The organism is Micromonospora sp. NPDC048935 (assembly GCF_043197875.1).
In the GTDB taxonomy this organism is placed as follows: domain Bacteria; phylum Actinomycetota; class Actinomycetes; order Mycobacteriales; family Micromonosporaceae; genus Micromonospora.
The window spans coordinates 184,550-201,351 of sequence record NZ_JBICTZ010000001.1 but is presented as its reverse complement, the minus strand read 5'-3'; the positions used below and the strand labels follow the sequence as shown (position 1 = coordinate 201,351).

Annotated in this window: 15 protein-coding genes and 1 pseudogene; 3 read left to right on the top strand and 13 right to left on the bottom strand. The window is 72.8% G+C overall.

Annotated elements, in window-relative coordinates:
- Positions 1 to 26: 26 nt before the first annotated feature.
- Positions 27 to 869: an endo alpha-1,4 polygalactosaminidase gene (locus ACGFIW_RS00930; RefSeq protein ID WP_393310260.1), complete on the top strand. Its 843-nt coding sequence runs from the start codon at positions 27 to 29 to the stop codon at positions 867 to 869.
- 395 nt (positions 870 to 1,264) lie between these two features.
- Here ACGFIW_RS00930 and ACGFIW_RS00925 read toward each other — a convergent pair whose 3' ends face one another.
- The 9 genes and pseudogenes from ACGFIW_RS00925 to rsmD all read right to left on the bottom strand — a co-directional run bounded on the left by ACGFIW_RS00925 (position 1,265) and on the right by rsmD (position 9,328).
- Entirely contained in the window at positions 1,265 to 3,484 is a 2,220-nt protein-coding gene (locus tag ACGFIW_RS00925; RefSeq protein ID WP_393310258.1) for an MMPL family transporter, read from the bottom strand.
- Between the two features lie 222 nt (positions 3,485 to 3,706).
- A complete protein-coding gene (gene mutM / locus ACGFIW_RS00920) occupies positions 3,707 to 4,564 on the bottom strand; it encodes a bifunctional DNA-formamidopyrimidine glycosylase/DNA-(apurinic or apyrimidinic site) lyase (RefSeq protein ID WP_393310256.1) in 858 nt (285 codons plus the stop codon).
- A gap of 205 nt (positions 4,565 to 4,769) precedes the next feature.
- A pseudogene (rnc, locus tag ACGFIW_RS00915) lies at positions 4,770 to 5,525 on the bottom strand (ribonuclease III); the annotation flags it as partial.
- Positions 5,522 to 6,508 carry a phosphate acyltransferase gene (locus ACGFIW_RS00910; protein WP_393310254.1) on the bottom strand — a complete coding sequence of 329 codons (987 nt, stop codon included), beginning with the start codon at positions 6,506 to 6,508 and terminating at the stop codon, positions 5,522 to 5,524. The gene ACGFIW_RS00910 and the pseudogene rnc, both read right to left, overlap by 4 nt.
- A 114-nt stretch (positions 6,509 to 6,622) precedes the next feature.
- On the bottom strand, positions 6,623 to 6,796 hold the full coding sequence (gene rpmF, locus ACGFIW_RS00905) for a 50S ribosomal protein L32 (protein WP_252416735.1): 174 nt from the start codon (positions 6,794 to 6,796) through the stop codon (positions 6,623 to 6,625).
- A 5-nt stretch (positions 6,797 to 6,801) separates the two neighbouring features.
- A complete protein-coding gene (locus tag ACGFIW_RS00900; RefSeq protein ID WP_110562455.1) occupies positions 6,802 to 7,365 on the bottom strand; it encodes a DUF177 domain-containing protein in 564 nt (187 codons plus the stop codon).
- A 110-nt stretch (positions 7,366 to 7,475) separates the two neighbouring features.
- Positions 7,476 to 7,973, bottom strand: coding sequence for a hypothetical protein (locus ACGFIW_RS00895; protein WP_393310252.1), 498 nt, complete (start codon positions 7,971 to 7,973; stop codon positions 7,476 to 7,478).
- 312 nt (positions 7,974 to 8,285) lie between these two features.
- Complete coding sequence (gene coaD / locus ACGFIW_RS00890; RefSeq protein WP_393310250.1) at positions 8,286 to 8,768, bottom strand: pantetheine-phosphate adenylyltransferase; 483 nt, start codon at positions 8,766 to 8,768, stop codon at positions 8,286 to 8,288.
- The gene (gene rsmD, locus ACGFIW_RS00885) at positions 8,765 to 9,328 is read right to left on the bottom strand and encodes a 16S rRNA (guanine(966)-N(2))-methyltransferase RsmD (protein WP_393310248.1); all 564 of its coding nucleotides are present in this window, start codon (positions 9,326 to 9,328) and stop codon (positions 8,765 to 8,767) included. Before rsmD ends, coaD begins: the two co-directional genes overlap by 4 nt.
- A gap of 126 nt (positions 9,329 to 9,454) precedes the next feature.
- On the opposite strand from rsmD, the gene ACGFIW_RS00880 reads away from it, so the two are divergent.
- Positions 9,455 to 10,759, top strand: a complete 1,305-nt coding sequence (locus tag ACGFIW_RS00880) for an LPXTG cell wall anchor domain-containing protein (protein ID WP_393310246.1) — start codon at positions 9,455 to 9,457, stop codon at positions 10,757 to 10,759.
- Between the two features lie 91 nt (positions 10,760 to 10,850).
- On the opposite strand, the gene recG is transcribed toward ACGFIW_RS00880, so the two are convergent.
- Together recG and ACGFIW_RS00870 are read right to left on the bottom strand one after the other, a co-directional pair.
- Positions 10,851 to 13,049 carry an ATP-dependent DNA helicase RecG gene (gene recG / locus ACGFIW_RS00875; protein ID WP_393310244.1) on the bottom strand — a complete coding sequence of 733 codons (2,199 nt, stop codon included), beginning with the start codon at positions 13,047 to 13,049 and terminating at the stop codon, positions 10,851 to 10,853.
- The gene (locus tag ACGFIW_RS00870) at positions 13,046 to 14,659 is read right to left on the bottom strand and encodes a DAK2 domain-containing protein (RefSeq protein ID WP_393310242.1); all 1,614 of its coding nucleotides are present in this window, start codon (positions 14,657 to 14,659) and stop codon (positions 13,046 to 13,048) included. The genes recG and ACGFIW_RS00870 overlap by 4 nt, the downstream gene beginning before the upstream one ends.
- Before the next feature lie 300 nt (positions 14,660 to 14,959).
- Here ACGFIW_RS00870 and rpmB point away from each other — a divergent pair, with 300 nt between their 5' ends.
- On the top strand, positions 14,960 to 15,151 hold the full coding sequence (gene rpmB / locus ACGFIW_RS00865; RefSeq protein WP_091671657.1) for a 50S ribosomal protein L28: 192 nt from the start codon (positions 14,960 to 14,962) through the stop codon (positions 15,149 to 15,151).
- Between the two features lie 94 nt (positions 15,152 to 15,245).
- Here rpmB and ACGFIW_RS00860 read toward each other — a convergent pair whose 3' ends face one another.
- Together ACGFIW_RS00860 and ACGFIW_RS00855 are read right to left on the bottom strand one after the other, a co-directional pair.
- The gene (locus ACGFIW_RS00860) at positions 15,246 to 15,707 is read right to left on the bottom strand and encodes a GNAT family N-acetyltransferase (RefSeq protein WP_393310240.1); all 462 of its coding nucleotides are present in this window, start codon (positions 15,705 to 15,707) and stop codon (positions 15,246 to 15,248) included.
- Between the two features lie 29 nt (positions 15,708 to 15,736).
- Entirely contained in the window at positions 15,737 to 16,669 is a 933-nt protein-coding gene (locus tag ACGFIW_RS00855; protein ID WP_393311208.1) for a thiamine-phosphate kinase, read from the bottom strand.
- Positions 16,670 to 16,802: the final 133 nt, after the last annotated feature.

Below are 16,802 nucleotides of genomic sequence, written 5' to 3'. Positions count from 1 at the left end.
GGCCGTCCGGGACCCGGGAGCTGCCGATGCGGATCCGGCCGCGGCGACGCGTCGCCGTTCGCCCACTGCGCCGCGTGCTGTCGGCCGGCGTGGCACTGGTCCTGGTGGTGCCGGCGTACGGATGCCGAACCGAGCTGACCCCACCCGGCGCGCCCACCCGGTGGCCGGCCGAGCAGGCCCACCAGTGGCAGTGGCAGTGGCAGCTCAGCGGCCCGCTCGACCCCGCGGTGGAAGCGGACGTCTTCCTGCTCGATCCGGTGGACACCACCGCCGCGCAGACCGCCGGGCTGCGCCATCGGGACCGCCGGCTGATCTGCCAGGTGCGGGTCGGCACGGTCCGCCCCACCGACCCGGACGCCAGCCGGTTCCCGGACGTCGTGCGGGGCGCGCCCGCCCGCCAACCCGACAGCCGTTGGCTGGACGTCCGAAGCTGGGACGCGCTCAAGCCGGTGCTGGCCGACCGGTTCCGGCTGTGTCGGGGCAAGGGGTTCGGGGCGGTGGCGCTCGCCGACGCCGACGGGTATGCGTCCCGCACCGGCTTTCCGCTCGACTTCGACGACCAACTGCTGTTCAACCGCCGACTCGCCGAGCTGGCCCGCTCGCTGAGCCTCTCCCCCGGGCTGGTCAACGACGTGCCACAGCTCGCCGCGCTGGCCCCGGACTTCGACTTCGCGGTCAACGAGGAGTGCGTCCGGCTGGGCCAGTGCGCCAAACTGCTGCCGTTCGCCGACGCGGGCAAGCCGGTCTTCCATGTGGAGTACGCCGCCTCGACCGACGACTTCTGTGTCACCACCGTCGGCTACGGCTTCGCGTCGATCCGCAAGGACCGCGACCTGGACGCGTGGCGAGAAGCCTGCCCCCTGCCCTGAGCGGGCTGTGGCCCGAGCCGTGGCCGGGCCACGGTCGCGGCCTGGGCCCCCCGCCCCGCGGTCCTGGGCCCGACCCTCGCCCCGCCGCGCCCGGACCGCCGCGCCCGGACCGCCGCACTCGGCCCGTCGTCGTACCCGGACCGCCGCACACAGCCCGCCGCACCCGGCCCGTCGTCGCACCCGGACGGCCGCACTCGGCCCGTCGCACCCGGACCGCCGCCCCACCCGCCCTCGCCGCTTGATCGACTCGACTTTCATGATGTTGCGGTATCGAACGGCCCGGGATACCGCGACATTCATGAAACCGAGTTGATCAAGCGGCGAGGGCGGGCCGAGCAGGCCGAGCAGGCCGAGCGGGGCGAGCAGGCGGGCCGGGGCGAAGGGCGGTGGGGTGGTTAGGGGACCGGTACCAGTTCCGGGGTGGCCGCCGTCGGGTCGGCCGGTGCGGGCGCGGTGCGCGGGCGCAGGAAACGCGGGGCCCACCAGTTGGCGTCGCCGAGCATGGTCATCAACGCTGGCAGCACCACTCCCCGGATGATCGTGGCGTCCAACAGGATCGCCGCCGCCAGGCCGATGCCGAGCTGCTTCATGTCGATGGTGCTCAACGTGGCGAAGATCGAGAACACGCCGACCATCACGATCGCGGCGCTGGTCACCACCCCGGCCGACGAGGTGATCCCGTACGACACGGCGTCCCGGTTGGGCATGCCGGCCCGCACTGCCTCACGGATCCGACTGACCACGAACACGTGGTAGTCCATGGAGAGGCCGAAGAGCACCACGAAGAGGAACAGCGGCAGCCAGGACACGATCGCGCCCATCGAGGTGAAGCCGAGCAGCCCTTCGGCCCACTCGCCCTGGAAGATGAGCACCAGCAGCCCGTACGCGGCACCGGCGGAGAGCAGGTTCAACACGATCGAGCTGGCCGCGACCACCACCGACCGGAAGGTCAGCACCATGACCAGGAAGGTGAGGACCAGTACGAAGCCCATCACCAGCGGCAACTTGTCCCGGACGTGCTGGGCGTAGTCCTCGCTGTCGGCCACGCTGCCGCCGACCGCGTACTCGATGCCGGGGATGCCCCGCAGCTCGGCCGGGACCAGGTCCTCGCGCAGCTTCTCCAGCGACTGCACCGAGCGGTCGTCGCGGCTGGCGTACGGGGTGGCGACGTCGAGCACCGACACCCGCCGGTCGGCCGACACCTCGATCTTGGGACCGTCCGCCTCGGCCGGGGCGAACAGCGTATCGCCGGAGGTCTTGCCGGCGAGGTCGGTGAGGGCGGCGCGGACCCGGTCGGCCTGCTCGGCAGGTGCCTTGACGGCGACCACGTGGTTGGTGCCGGTGCTGGGGAACGCGGCGGTGAGCCGGTCGTACGCCTGCATGGCCGGGGTGGTGCGCGGCAGGTCCTCCATGCCGGGGAACTTCAGCTTCATGCCGAGCGCCGGCGCGGCCAACGCGAGCAGCAGGCCGACCGAGATGACGAGCGTCACCACCGGCGCGCGCAGCGCCGGCCGGAGCACCGCCGGCCAGAGCCGGGGCCGACGGGGCTCGCCGTGCCGGCCGGTGCGCGGGGCGGTCAGCCGCCAGAGCAGCGGCACCCGGGGCCGGTCGACCCAGCGGCCGAGCCGGGCCAGCAGGGCGGGCAGTACGGTCAGCGAACCGGTCACGGCGACGGCGACCACCAGGATCGAGCCGATCGCCAGGGACGAGAAGACCACGTCACCGGCGAGCAACAGCCCGGCCATCGCGATGATCACGGCGAAACCGGAGACCACCACGGCGTGCCCGGAGGTCTCCGCGGCGATCTCCACCGCGTCCAGGCCGGAGCGGCCCTTGGCCCGCTCCTCCCGCTCGCGGCGGATGTAGAACAGCGAGTAGTCGACCCCCACCGCCATGCCGATCAGCAGGATCACCGGTGACGTGGTGTCGGTGGCCGGCACCAGGTGCGAGGCGAGCGTGGACAGGCCCATGGCAGCGGCGACCGAGGAGAGTGCCAGCAGCACCGGGACGCTGGCCGCGATCAACGCGCCGAACGCGATGATCAGGATGGCCAGGGTGACCGGCAGGCTGAGCAGCTCGGCACGCTTGAAGTCCTTGCCCAGGGTGTCGTCGAGCGCCTGGCCGATCGACGGCCCGCCGACCTGCTCGACACGCAGCTGCGGGTGCGCGCTCTGCACGGCGGCGGTGGCGTCGCGCAGCGGCTGCACCCGATCCGAGGCGGTCTCCGGGTCGCCGGACATGGTGATCGGCAGCAGCAGCGCCGAGCCGTCCCGGGCGGTGACCGGCTGCCCCACCTCGGCAACCCCGGTGACCGTGCGTAGCCGGGCCGCCGCGTCGTTGGCCGCCGCCTTCGCCGCCGCCTGGTCCAGCGCGCCGCCCCGCGAGGTGATGAGCACGTTGTCCACTGCCGGATCGTCGAAGTCACCGACGTCCACGATCAGGCTGGCCCGCCCCGCCTCGCCGATCGCCTGGTCGGCGCTTGTGGCCTCGTTGAGCCCGGCGGCGCTGCCGCCGACGAAGCACACCGCCACGAACACGACCCACAGTGCGATCGCCCGCCACGGGTGCTCGGCGCTCCACCGCGCCAGCCGCACCGTCACCGGTCTTCTCCCCATCTCGGGTCCCCCTGTCACGTCAACCCCCTGTCAACTGTGCTGACGTTAGGTGCGTGACGAGGCGGTCACATCGGGGAACGGCCCCGGTTCGCCCCGGAACCGGTACACCGGGGGCGCCGGGCCCGCCGGACGGGCAGCAACCCCCGATTCGGGCGTACGCCGGGGTGTAGCCCGGAGCGTCCGGCCGCGACCCGCCGGTGCCGACCCGGACTCGACTCCGGGTCATCCCCGAAGGGAACCCCGGGGCCGTGGCTGACAGCGCGGGCAACTGTACGAGGACCGGTTCATGAACGCCTCGCGGCGGATCGGCGTTCCACACCGCCGGCAGGGCTCACCCTCGCGCCCGTAGGCGTTCAGTGCCCGGTCGAAGTAGCCGCTCTCGCCGTTGACGTTGACGTAGAGGGCGTCGAAGCTGGTGCCGCCCTGCCTGATCGCCTCGGCGAGCACGTCGCGGACGTGGCCGAGCAGGCGCTGCGCGGCCGGGCCGGTAAGCGCGTCGGTGGGTCGGCCGCCGTGCAGCCCGGCGCGCCACAGCGCCTCGTCGGCGTAGATGTTGCCCACCCCGGAGATCAGGGTCTGGTCGAGCAGGGCCCGCTTCACCTCGGTGTGCCGGCGGCGCAGCGCGGCGACGAACTGCGCGTCGGAGAACTCCGGGTCCATCGGGTCGCGGGCGATGTGCGCGATCTCGTCGGGCAGCTCGGCGCCGCCCTCGCTCACCGCGAGCCCGCCGAACGTGCGCTGGTCGACGAAGCGCAGCTCCGGGCCGTCGTCGGAGAACCGGAACCGGACCCGCAGGTGGGCCTCGTCCGCGGTGCCGGACGGTTGGAGCAGTAGCTGACCGGACATCCCGAGGTGCCCGATGATCGCGTCGCCGCTGTCCAGCGGCAGCCACAGGTACTTGCCGCGACGGCGTGCGTCCAGCACGGTCCGTCCGGCGAGTACGTCGGCGAAGTGCACGCCACCAGGGACATGCCGGCGTACGGCGCGCGGGTGGCGGACCTCGACGGAGGCGATCCGACGGCCGATGACCCATTGGGCCAACCCCTGCCGGACGGTCTCCACCTCGGGCAGCTCAGGCACGTCGTAGCCCCGTCTCGTGGCCGTCGGCACCCCCGGCCGGCAGTGCCTGCGCGAGGTGGTCGGCCTGCTCGGCCTGGGCCGCCCGCCCGGCGCGCTCCAGCGGCCCGAACGGCTCGTCCCGGTCGGTCGAACCGTCCGGGTCGATCAACTGCCCCCGGCCGTCGTCGTCGGCCTGCCCGTCGGCGTTGACCTGCCGGTCCGTGCTGGCTGCGCCGTCGGCGCCGGCCCGCCCGTCGTCGCCGGCCTGGCCGTTCTGCTCGGCGAGCGTCCGCCAGGCGGCCTCGGCGGCCCGCTGCTCGGCCTCCTTCTTGCTGCGCCCCTCCGCGCCGCCGTACCGGTTGCCGGCCACCACCACCCAGGCCGTGAACGTCTTGAGGTGATCGGGGCCGGTGCCCTCGATCCGATATTCCGGGACGCCGAGCCCGAGCGCCGCCGTCAGCTCCTGCAGGCTGGTCTTCCAGTCCAGTGCGGCACCCCGACCGGCCGACTCGGCCATCAACGGGTCGAAGAGCCGGTGGATGACGATCGCGGTGGTGTCCAGCCCGTACTGGAGGTAGATCGCGCCGAGCAGCGCTTCGAGCGTGTCGGCGAGGATGCTCGCCTTGTCCCGGCCACCGGTGGTCTCCTCGCCCTTACCGAGCAGCAGGTACGCGCCGAGGCCGTCCGGGCCCAGGCCACGGGCCACGTCGGCGAGGGCCCGCATGTTGACCACGCTGGCCCGCAGCTTGGCCAACTGCCCCTCGGGCAGGTCGGGATGGTTGTGGAAGAGCGCGGTGGTGATCACCACGCCGAGCACCGAGTCACCGAGGAACTCCAGCCGTTCGTTGGTGGGCAGCCCCCCGTTCTCGTACGCGTACGAGCGGTGGGTCAACGCACGCTGGAGCAGTTCGGGCTCCAGGCTCACGCCGAACGCGGCTTCCAGATGACCGGCGGACGCCCGCCGCCGCTTGTCGTTGCTCATGATGTGCGTACCTCGGTGTCGGTGGAGCGGTCGGTGCGGTCCATCGCGGCGTTGCCGTCGAGCAACGCCGAGACCAGATCGGTGGCGCGTCGCCGCCACAGGTGGGCGGCGAGAGCTATGCCCGAGGCGACGTCGTCGGCACGAGCGGAACCATGGCAGACGACCACCGTCCCCGCGACGCCCAGCAGGGCGGCCGCGCGGGGCGCGCCGCCCTCCGCGGGTGGCCCACCAGCCATCGCGTACGCGCCCTCGATGGCCTTGAGCAGCACGTTACCGGTGAAGCCGTCGGTGACGACCACATCGACGCGCGAACCGAGGGTCACGTCGTACCCCTCGACCAGGCCGACGTAGCGCGCCCCACCGGGCAGTGGCTCGACGGCGAGCAACGGGTCGGTGGCCCGGCGGACCCGGTCGCCCTTGCCGGCCTCGGTGCCGACCGAGAGCAGCCCGACCCGCGGCGCGGCGATCGAGTGCGCCACCGCGGCGTACGCGGCGCCGAGCACGGCGTGCCGGGCGAGGGTGGCCGGGCGGGGCTCCAGCGAGCCGCCGACGTCGAGGAGGACGACCGGCCCGGCCACGGTGGGCAGGGTGGCGGCGAGTGCGGGTTGGCGGATCTCCGGCCAGCGGCCGAGGCCGAGCACGGCCGCGGTGACGGTGGCGCCGGTGGCACCGGCGGAGACCAGGGCGTCGGCGGTCCCGTCGCGCACGGCGGTCACCGCGGCCCGGACCGTGCTCTCCGCGCGGGCGGCACTGGGATGGTCGGCCATGCCGACGACATCGCGGACCGGCCGCACCGTGATCCGCGCGCGTTGCGGCGGATCGAGGGCAGCAATCAGCTCGTCGGCGACCTCGGCCGGGCCGACGAGGAGCAGGTGCAGGTCAGGATCGGCGCGCATGGCCCGCAGAGCGCCGTCAACCACGACGGCGGGAGCGTCGTCCCCGCCGAGGAGGTCAACGGCGATCCGCGCGGTGCCCGGCTCCATCGGAACGCCGGCCGGAGTGGGCCGGCCTGCGTCGGACGAAGCCGGGGCACCGGGCGAATGCCAGGGTGCGCGCGCCGCCCGACCCGGGGTCGGGGGCGTCACTCGGCGTCCAGGTCAGACCTCGAGAACCTGGCGGCCGTTGTAGGTGCCGCAGACGGAGCAGGCGGCGTGCGGCAGCTTCGGGGACTTGCACTGCGGGCACGCGATGGTCGCGACCACCGTCGCCTTCCAGTTCGCCCGGCGGGACCGGGTGTTGCTGCGCGACATCTTGCGCTTCGGGACGGCCACGGTTCTTACTCCTCTGTAACGGTCAGTTGCGACAGGCCCGCCCAACGCGGGTCGATCTGCTGGTGACTGTGGTCGGCCGGCAGATCGTCCCAGTGCGCCCCGCATTCGGGGCACAACCCTGGGCAGTCCTCCCGGCAGAGCGGGTTGGTCGGCAGCGTGAGCACCAACGCGTCCCGCAGCGCCGGCTCCAGGTCGATCAGATCGCCCTGCATCCGGCCCACCTCGTCCTCGTCGGTCGTGGCGTCCGTGGTGCTGTCCTCGTACGCGTACAGCTCCTGGATCGTCACGCCCATCGAGTCGTTGATCTCGCGCAGGCAACGGCCGCACTCGCCCCGGACGGGACCGGTGATGGTCCCGGAGACGAGCACGCCCTCGGACACCGACTGCAACCTCAGATCGAGGTCGAGGTCCGCGCCCTCCGGCACGCCGATCAACTCCACACCGAGGTCCGCCGGTGCCGGCACGACCCGCTGGACCTCACGCAACGCGCCAGGGCGGCGCGGCAGGTCCCTCGTGTCGAGGACCAGCGGCGACCTGGGGTTGAGTGTCGATGGCGAGTGCTTGGGCATAGTCAGACTCCGGCCGGTGAGAGGCCGACAAAAAAGGTTACCTGGGCGACCACCGGACCGTCGAACCGGGGGCGACACCCGGGCGAGAATGTCGGCTGGTGAGGTGCCGCTCAGAAGGGTAGCGGGCGTTCCGCCTCATCCCCACCGAAGGTGCCGATCTCCCGCAGTGCGTGCATCTTGTCCCGGCCCCGCTCTATCGAGGCCAGCGCCCTGGTGAGGAACTGCTCGAAGTTGGCCAGGGCGGTGTCGACGTAGTCGTCGACCTCCTCACGCAGGCGCTGCGCCTCGGCCCGGGCCTCGGCGATGATCCGGGCGCCCTCGTGCTCGGCCGACACGGTGATCTCGTTCACCGAGACCAGGCGGGCGTGTTCTGCCTCACCCTCGTTGATGATCCGGTCCGCCTCGCGCTTGCCCGCTTCCATGATCTTGTCGCGCTCCTCCAGGAGCGCGGCGGCGCGACGCAGGTCGGCGGGGAGATCGGCGCGCATCTCGTCGAGGGCAGCGATCATCTCACCCCGGTCGACCATGCAGTTGTTGCGCGACATCGGGACGGAGCGGGCCTGCTCCACCATGGCGATCAGTTCGTCGATGCGATCGAGCGGGTCCACCGGTACCTCACTCCTGTCGTTCCTCGGCCGACCTCAATGATGCGGGCTACGGCCGTTCCCCGCGTCACCAATCATGTCGTGCCCGCCCCACACAAGCCCCATCCGCCCCAATCCGGCGCGTCGCGACATCGTCACCCCCGCCCCCGCGCCACGCCCGCGCCAGCCCTGCGCCAGCCCCGCGCCAGCCCCGCGCCAGCCCCGCGCCAGCCCCGCGCCAGCGATCTTGCACTTTCCGCCGCGACAATTGCCGCCAAAAAACCACGAACCGGCGACCGAAACTGCAAGATCGCCGGGGTGGGTGGGACCGGGGGGTTAGGGGCGAGGGCTCAGGCGGGCCTGGAGGGCTTCGCGGACCGGGTCGGGCACGTGGGCGGAGATGTCGCCGCCCCACTTCGCCACGTCCTTGACCAGGCTTGAGGAGAGGAACGAGTAGAGCGGGTTGGTCGGCATGAAGAGCGTCTCGACGCCGGCCAGCCCGATGTTCATCTGGGCCATCTGCAACTCGTAGTCGAAGTCGCTGACCGCCCGCAGGCCCTTGATCAGCACACTGGCCTGCTGGGCCCGGCAGAAGTCGACAAGCAATCCGCGGAACGACTCGACCCGCACGTTTCCGTACGACGAGGTCACCTCGCGGAGCATGTCGATCCGCTCCTCGACGGTGAACAGGCCACTCTTGGACTGGTTCACCAGGACGCCAACCACCACCTCGTCGAAGAGCCGACTGGCCCGCCCGATGATGTCGAGGTGTCCGTTGGTGACCGGGTCGAACGAACCGGGGCACACCGCACGTCTCATGATCGGCGACCGTACCAAAGGGTGGTCTCGCCGTACCGGCGACTACGCTCCGGGGTGATCCCCTCCACCCAGTCGAACTGCCTGGTACGGCTGGACCGCTCCACCACCACCAGCGCGTCGGGCACCAGCCAGCCACCATCGACGAGCGTCGTCAGCAGCGAGGTGATCTCCGCGTCCGGCACCGCGTACGGCGGGTCGGCGAAGACCACGTCGTACGGCCCGCCGTCCGGGCCGGCGGCCAGCACGGTCGCGACCTTCCCGGCGACCAGGCGGACGGCCTGGCCGACGCCCAGGGTCGCCACGTTCTCCCGGATCACCCGGGCCGCCCGGGGATCGGACTCCACCAGCAGGACGTGCCGGGCGCCCCGGGAGAGCGCCTCCAGCCCGACCGCACCGGAGCCCGCGTACAGGTCGGCGAAGCGGGTGCCGTCGAGGTCGACCTCGGCCTGGACGGCACTGAACAGCGCCTCCCGGACCCGGTCGGAGGTGGGTCGGGTGCCGGCGCCGGGGGGCGCGGCGATCCGCCGCCCACCGAGCGTCCCGGCCACGATCCGGGTCACCGTCTCCTCCTACTCATGCCCGCGACGCTACGCGAGCCGGCGTCGACCACGACCAGCACCGCCGTATCGCCGGCCGAACGACATCTCCGTTGGGTCTTGACGGCGTCCGCCGCATCTGAAACGCCCGTGACCTCTGTCGCCGCCGCCCGGTCCACTGCGGAGCCGCCAGCCGGCCGTCGACACCACCCCGTCCTCAGTGATCAGTCGACCACCATCCGTTCATCAAAGATCACGAATCAACTACATTGCCGCACGGCAATGATGAGAACTCCCCTCATTCATGACTCGTCAGTACAGTCACCCTCTGTCCCCGCTTCGCGCGGGAACACCCCCGCGTCGCGACGTCCCGGTGAGCAGACGACCTACCCGGTCGCCCCGCCTCCCGACCTCACCGCACGCGATCCGTACCCCCCTCACCAGGAGCAGGCGTTGAACCTCCCCAAGTCTCCGTTGCGGCGCATCGCGGCCATCGCCGCAGGCGCGCTGATCGGCCTCACCGGTGTCGGCGTCATGGCGTCCCCCGCCAGCGCCCACCACCCCGAGCCCTCCGGCACCTACTGCCTGGCCTCTGACGGTCGGGTCACGGTGAACTGGAAGGTCGGCAACACCGAAAACATTTTCGCCACGATTACCGCGGTCACTTCGACGGTCCCCAGCGAGTTCAGCGGTGGCGACCTGAAGGTCGGCGCCACGCTCCCGGCGAAGGGTGGGGACCTTCTCACCGCTACTCAGACCCACCGCTTCACCGGGCGGATTCCGAAGATCGAGCTGACCGTCGAGGCGCGATGGGTGCGTCCGAACACAATCGTGACCGAGCACCGGACGGCGCGAGCCACCCGAACCGGCACCTGCGCCCCCCAGCCCACCACTTCGCCGAGCAGCCCGACGCCGACCGCGCCCGTCTCCCCGACGCCGACCGCGCCCGTCTCCCCGACGCCGACCGCGCCCGCCTCTCCGACGCCGACCGCGTCGCCGACGCCGAGCCAGCCGGTCACCGGAAGCCCGACGCCGACCACGACCCCGGCGCCGGTCGCGCCGGTGGGCACCGTCGAGTCGAACTGCGACGCCCTCAAGTTCACGATCGAGAACCCGGCGGACGGCGAGACCGTCACCCTCACCCTGACCCCGAACAAGGGTGCCGCGAAGACCCTGATCGTCGAGCCGGGTAAGACCGGTTCGGTCTCCTTCGAAGCGACGGAGGGTCTCATCGTCACGCCGACGGCAGAGGGTCTTGACGACACCAGCCCGATCGCCTGGGAGAAGCCGGCCGATTGCAACCCGGGCCAGGGTGGCGGCGACAAGGACGAGCCGGCGCTGCCGCTGACCGGTGCCGCGACCGGCGGGATCATCGCTGGCGCCGTGGTGCTGCTCGCCGCTGGTGCTGGTCTGTTCGTGATGGCGCGTCGTCGTAAGGTTCGCTTCACCGCCTGAGACAACCCGCTCTGACAACAACTGAGGGCGCGTCGACCATCTGGTCGACGCGCCCTCGGCGTATTCCGTCAGAAGAGCGTCGCCGGACGCCTCAGCCCTTCTCCAGGTATTCGGCGCGTTCCTCGTCGACAAGTGCGGCGACCGAGGCGGCCAGCGCCGGGTTGCCGGTCAGGTCCGGATCGTCCTCGATCAGGGTGATCGCCTCGGCGCGGGCGTCGCGGATCAGGTCGGCGTCGCGGCGCAGCGACAGCAGCCGCAGGTGGGACCGGTGCCCGGACTGGGTGGCACCCAGCACGTCGCCCTCGCGGCGCTGCTCCAGATCCAACTCGGCGAGCTTGAAGCCGTCGCTCGTGGACGCCACCGCGTCCAGCCGTTCCCGTGCTGACGAGCCCTCGGCGGCCTCGCTGACCAGCAGGCAGAGCCCGGCGGCGGCGCCCCGGCCGACCCGGCCGCGCAGCTGGTGCAGTTGGGAGACACCGAACCGGTCGGCGTCCAGCACGATCATCACTGTCGCGTTCGGCACGTCCACGCCGACCTCGATCACGGTGGTCGCCACCAGCACGTCCAGGTCGCCGGCGGCGAAGGAGCGCATCACCGCGTCCTTCTCGTCGGCCGGCAGACGACCGTGCAGCACCCCGATCCGCAGCCCGTGCAACGGCCCCTCGGCCAGCAGCGGGGCCACCTCGGTCACCGCCAGCGGCGGCCGGCGACCGTTGTCGTCCTCGGGTGGCGGCTCCTCGTCCGACATCGGGCCGTCACCAATTCGCGGGCACACCACGTACGCCTGGTGGCCGGCGGCCACCTCCTCGCGGAGTCGACGCCAGGCCCGGTCCAGGTAGGCCGGCTTCTCGGCGGCGGGCACCACGTGCGACGCGATCGGCGAACGCCCCCGGGGCAGTTGGGAGAGGGTGGAGACCTCCAGGTCGCCGTAGACGGTCATCGCCACCGTGCGCGGGATCGGGGTGGCCGTCATGACCAGCACGTGCGGCGGCTGGTCGGCTTTGGCCCGCAGCGCGTCGCGTTGCTCGACGCCGAAGCGGTGCTGCTCGTCGACGACGACCAGGCCGAGGTCGGCGAAGTCGACGCCCTCGTAGAGCAGGGCGTGGGTGCCGAGCACGATGCCGGCGGCGCCACTGGCCACCTCGCCGAGCGCCCGCCGCCGCGCCGCCGCGCCCAGTGAGCCGGTGACCAGCTCGACCCGGGTGGCGTGCTCGGCGGACCCCAGCTCACCGGCCCGCCCGAGCGGCCCGAGCAGGTCGAGCATGCCGCGGTGGTGCTGGGCGGCCAGCACCTCGGTGGGTGCCAGCAGCGCGGCCTGCCCGCCCGCGTCGACCACCTGGAGCATGGCCCGCAACGCCACCACCGTCTTGCCCGAGCCCACCTCACCCTGCAACAACCGGTGCATCGGGTGCGGGGTGGCCAGATCCCCGGCGATCTCCACGCCGACGTCGCGCTGACCGGCCGTCAGCTCGTACGGCAGTCGGGCGTCGAAGGCGTCCAGCAGCCCACCGGGGCGGGGCGGGCGGGGCCGGGCCGGCCAGTCGGCTGCCCGGTGCTTGCGCTGCACCAGCGTCAACTGGACGGCGAACGCCTCGTCCCACTTGAGCCGCCGCCGCGCCCGGTACAGCGCTTCCTTGCTGGTCGGCCGGTGGATCTCGGTCAACGCGGTGCCCAGCCCGACCAGCTTGCGGCTGGCCCGCACCGCACCCGGCAGCGGATCGTCCGGTGGGGTGAACGTGTCCAGCACGACCCGCACACAACGCGCGATCACCCAGGTCGGCACGGCCGCGGCGGCCGGGTAGACGGGGATCAGCGCACCGGCGAACTCCTCGATCTCGTCGTTGGCCGCCGCCTCACCGTCACCGCCCTCGCCGAGCAGGACGTACTCGGGGCCGTTGAGCTGCCGGTTGCCCCGGAACTCGGTGACCTTGCCGGCGAACAGCCCCCACCGGCCGGGGCGCAGCTCCCGCTCGCGCCACGCCTGGTTGCCGAAGAAGGTCAACGTCAGCAGCCCGCCGGAGCCGTCGCCGACGGTCACCTCCAGCAGGTTTCCCCGTCGCTGCCGCATCGGGCGCACGGCGGTGCGCTGCACCTGGGCCAGCACGGTGACCTGCTCGCCGACGTCCAGCGAGCGGATGTCGGTGTGCTCGCCCCGCTCGTCGTAGCGACGCGGGAAGTGGTAGACGAGGTCACCCGCGGTGTGCAGGTCGAGGTGCGCGGCCAGCGCCTTGGCTGTCTTGTCCCCGACCAGCTTCTTCAGCGGAGTGTCCACGGTGGCTGGTTCGCTCATTCGATCCCTACCAGGAGCGGATAAAACGGTTGGCCGCCCGGGTACGTGTGCACCTCGACGAACGGCCAGCGCCTCGCGACGTGCGCGCGGACGGCATCGGTGAGCCCGGCCGGAGCGTCGGCCCCGGCCAGCAGGGTGACCATCTCGCCCCCGCCGCCGAGCATCCGGTCGACAACCGCCGCGCAGGTGTCGGTGAGGTCGGTGCCGATCAGGTGCACCTCACCCTCGACAAGCGCCAGCACGTCACCGGGACGGCACGGGCCGGCGACGGTCAGCGCCTCCCGGCTGGCGTGGCAGACCTCGGCGTAACGGCAGGCCCCGGCGGCCTCGGCCATCGCGATCACGTCGTCCTCGAAGCGGCGCTCGGCGTCGCGGACCGCGAGGGCGGCAAGCGCCTGCACGGGCGAGCGGGTCGGCACCACGCTCACCTTGATGCCGTGTCGATGCGCCTCGCGGGCCGCCGCGCTCGCCACCGCCTGCGTGTTGGGGTCGTTGGGCAGCATCACCACCCGGGCCGCGCCGGTGCCGAGGATCGCGTCCAGCAGCTCACCCGTGGACGGGTTGCCCGGCACCACTGTCGCGCCCTCCGCGGCGAAGAGTTCGGCGATGCCGCCGCCGGTGGCCACCACCACCGCGGCCCGGCCGTCCGACACCGGGCCGTGCGGCCGCTCCGGTTGGTCGGCGAAACGGGTCACCGAGATCCGGTACGGGCGGCCGGCGGCGACACCCGCCTCGACCGCCGCGCCCACGTCGTTGACGTGCACGTGCACGTTCCAGGTGCCCTCCGGCTCACGCCCGTCGCCGACGACGACGAGCGAGTCCCCCAGTGCGCCAAGCGCCCGCCGCATCCCGGCCACCGCCTCGGCCCCCGCGTCGAGCAGGAACTGCACCTCGTACGCGTACTCGTCGGAACCGGTCTCCCGCGCGACGGTGGCCGCCGGCCGGGCGGAGCGCGGCGTCGGTGCGGGGCCGGCGGTGCTCTCCCCGGTCAGCACCTCGACCAGGGCGTCCAGCAGCACGCAGAGCCCCCGCCCACCCGCGTCGACGACGCCCGCGCGGGCCAGTGCCGGCAGCTGCTCCGGGGTCCGGGCGAGCGCCTCGGCCGCAGCCCGGGCCGCGACGCGGGCCACCGCCGGCAGGTCGTCGCTGTCCGCCCGGTCGGCCGCGGCGGCGGACGCCGCGACCACGGTGAGCAGGGTGCCCTCGACCGGCCGGGCGACAGCGGTGTACGCGGCGGCGGCGCCCGAGCGCAGCGCGGCGGCCAACCCCCGGCCACGCACCGTCGGGGCCCCGGCGAGCTCGTCGGCGAACCCCCGCAGGATCTGCGAGAGGATCACCCCGGAATTGCCCCGCGCCCCGAGCAGCGCGCCCTGGGCCATCAGCCGCAGCGCGTGCCCGTGGGCCGTCGGGCCGCTGTCGGGGAGGGTGTCCAGATCCATCGCGAGCGCCTGCTGGGCGGAGGTGAGGGTGAGCACCAGGTTGGTGCCGGTGTCGCCGTCGGGCACCGGATAGACGTTGAGCCTGTCGATCTCACCCTGGTGACGCTTCAGCGCGGCCAGCCCACCCGCGCACCAACGGCGCACCGCGGCGGCGTCGAGGGTGTCCAGCACGGCCAGAAGCCTACTGGCGCGCACCGACACGCGTCGGACTCGTCCGGCGTGTCCGGTTGCCCCGCACCTGGCCGGCCGGCCCCCTGGCCCGGCCGGACGAGATCCGCCCTGCGGGTACAGTGGCCGCCGGAACCACCGCCGCCACCCGGCGGGTCGACCACCGCCCACGTGCGGAGGGTCGGCTGATCACCGGGCCAGGGCGGTTGGTCACCTCGGCGGGGCATCGGGTAGGCTGACGCGGTTGCCCGTGCAGCACCTCTGCCGGCAACCTCATGAACGTTTCAATCCCAGGAGTATCCCGTGGCTAGCGTGTGCGACGTCTGTGGCAAGGGGCCGGGCTTCGGCCACAACGTGCCCTGGTCCAAGAAGAAGACCAACCGCCGCTGGAACCCGAACATCCAGTCGGTGCGCACCCCGGCCGGTGGCGGCAACACCAAGAAGCTGCAGGTCTGCACCTCGTGCATCAAGGCCGGCAAGGTCACCCGCGCCTGACGCGGCGGCACCACAAAACTTCTCGTACGGCTCAGCCGGCGGACCCTGAGGTCCGCCGGCTCTGTCGTGCGCCCACCACACCGCCGTCCGCTGCTCAGAGCGTGCGGCCGAAGGAGATGCAGCCCTCCGCGTCCTTGTAGAAGCCGAAGTTCGGGATCCGCTCGTAACCGGCGGAGCCGTACATGGCGATCGCCTCGGGCTGCTTGTCACCGCACTCCAGCACCACCCGCTTGCGGCCCTGCTCACGGGCCGAGCGTTCGATGGCCGCCAGCACGGCGCGGGCCACGCCCCGCCCCCGCGCCGCCGGGGCCGTGTACATCCTCTTCAACTCCGCGGTGTCCACGCCGTGGCTGCGCCAGCCACCGCAGCCGACCGGCTCGCCGGCCAGATAGGCGACGAGGAACGCGCCGTCGGGCGGCTCGAACTCGGTCGCGTCGACCGGGGTCTCGTCACCGGGGCCGCCGTAGCGGACACCGAGATCGGCCAGAGCGGCATGGATCAACTGCTGTGCCACAGGTGCGTCGAACCGCACGGCACGGATCTCGATCTCACTCACGGTGTCCAGAATACGACCGGCGTCGGGCCTCACCGGAAGTGGTCCCAGCCGGCCGGGCCGTCGTGGGGCGCGCCGTCGACAGTCACCCCGGCACCGTCCGTGACGACTCCGATCGGCCGCCAGTCCGGCGGCAACACCACCCCCGGGGGGAAGGTCGCGACCAGCGCGTGGTCGTCGCCACCGGCGAGGATCCAGGTGTACGGGTCGACGCCGAGCGCCCGCGCCGCGTCGGCCATCTGCCGGGGCACCTCGAACGCGGCGCGGCGTACGTCGATCGCGACCCCGCTGGCCGCCGACACGTGCCCGAGGTCGGCGAGCAGCCCGTCCGACACGTCGATCATCGACGTGGCGCCGAGCCGGGCGGCCAGCAGTCCGGCCGGGTAGGGAACCTGGGGCCGCCGGTACGCCTCGACCAGCAGCCGGGGAGTGCGGAAGCCCCGGGTGAGCACGGTCAGCCCGGCTGCCGCGTACCCGATTCGCCCGGCCAGGGCGAGCACGTCCCCCGGGCGGGCACCCGAGCGCAGCACGGGCGGGCGGCCCTGCAGGTCGCCCAGCGCGGTGACCGCGACGGTCAGGGTGGGGCTCGCCGACATGTCGCCGCCGACGACGCTCGCGCCGACCGTGGCCGCCTCGGCGGAGAGCCCGTCGGCCAGTTCCTCCGCCCAGCCGGTGTCCAGGTCCGCGGGCATGCAGAGGGCAACCAGCAGGGCGGTCGGTGCGGCGCCCATCGCCGCGATGTCGGCCAGGTTGGCCGCCGCCGCCCGGTGCCCGACGTCACGGGCGGAGGACCAGTCCCGCCGGAAGTGCCGCCCGTCGACGAGCACGTCGGTGGAGGCCGCCACCCGTCCGTCCGGCGCGGCCACCACCGCCGCGTCGTCGCCGGGGCCGAGCAGGGTCGCCGGTCCGTACGTCAGTCGCGCGGTGATCTTTCCGATCAGCCCGAACTCCCCGATCCCGGACACGCTGGCGGCCCCGCCGGCGTTCCGTCCGTGCTGCCCGGCTCCGCCGTGCTCGCTCACCGCTGCTCCTCGACCACCGATAGGGATCAGACCTGGTCCGTAAGGTAGTTTCACCGTTCGGGCCGCTCCTGAGCGG

What these genes read in the sequence shown, in the direction of transcription:
- recG (WP_393310244.1), bottom strand. Translation starts at nt 13,049, where the DNA reads ATGAGCGAACCAGCCACCGTGGACACTCCGCTGAAGAAGCTGGTCGGG.
- ACGFIW_RS00910 (WP_393310254.1), bottom strand. Translation starts at nt 6,508, where the DNA reads ATGGAGCCGGGCACCGCGCGGATCGCCGTTGACCTCCTCGGCGGGGAC.
- ACGFIW_RS00925 (WP_393310258.1), bottom strand. Translation starts at nt 3,484, where the DNA reads ATGGGGAGAAGACCGGTGACGGTGCGGCTGGCGCGGTGGAGCGCCGAG.
- coaD (WP_393310250.1), bottom strand. Translation starts at nt 8,768, where the DNA reads ATGAGACGTGCGGTGTGCCCCGGTTCGTTCGACCCGGTCACCAACGGA.
- ACGFIW_RS00930 (WP_393310260.1), top strand. Translation starts at nt 27, where the DNA reads ATGCGGATCCGGCCGCGGCGACGCGTCGCCGTTCGCCCACTGCGCCGC.
- ACGFIW_RS00900 (WP_110562455.1), bottom strand. Translation starts at nt 7,365, where the DNA reads ATGCCCAAGCACTCGCCATCGACACTCAACCCCAGGTCGCCGCTGGTC.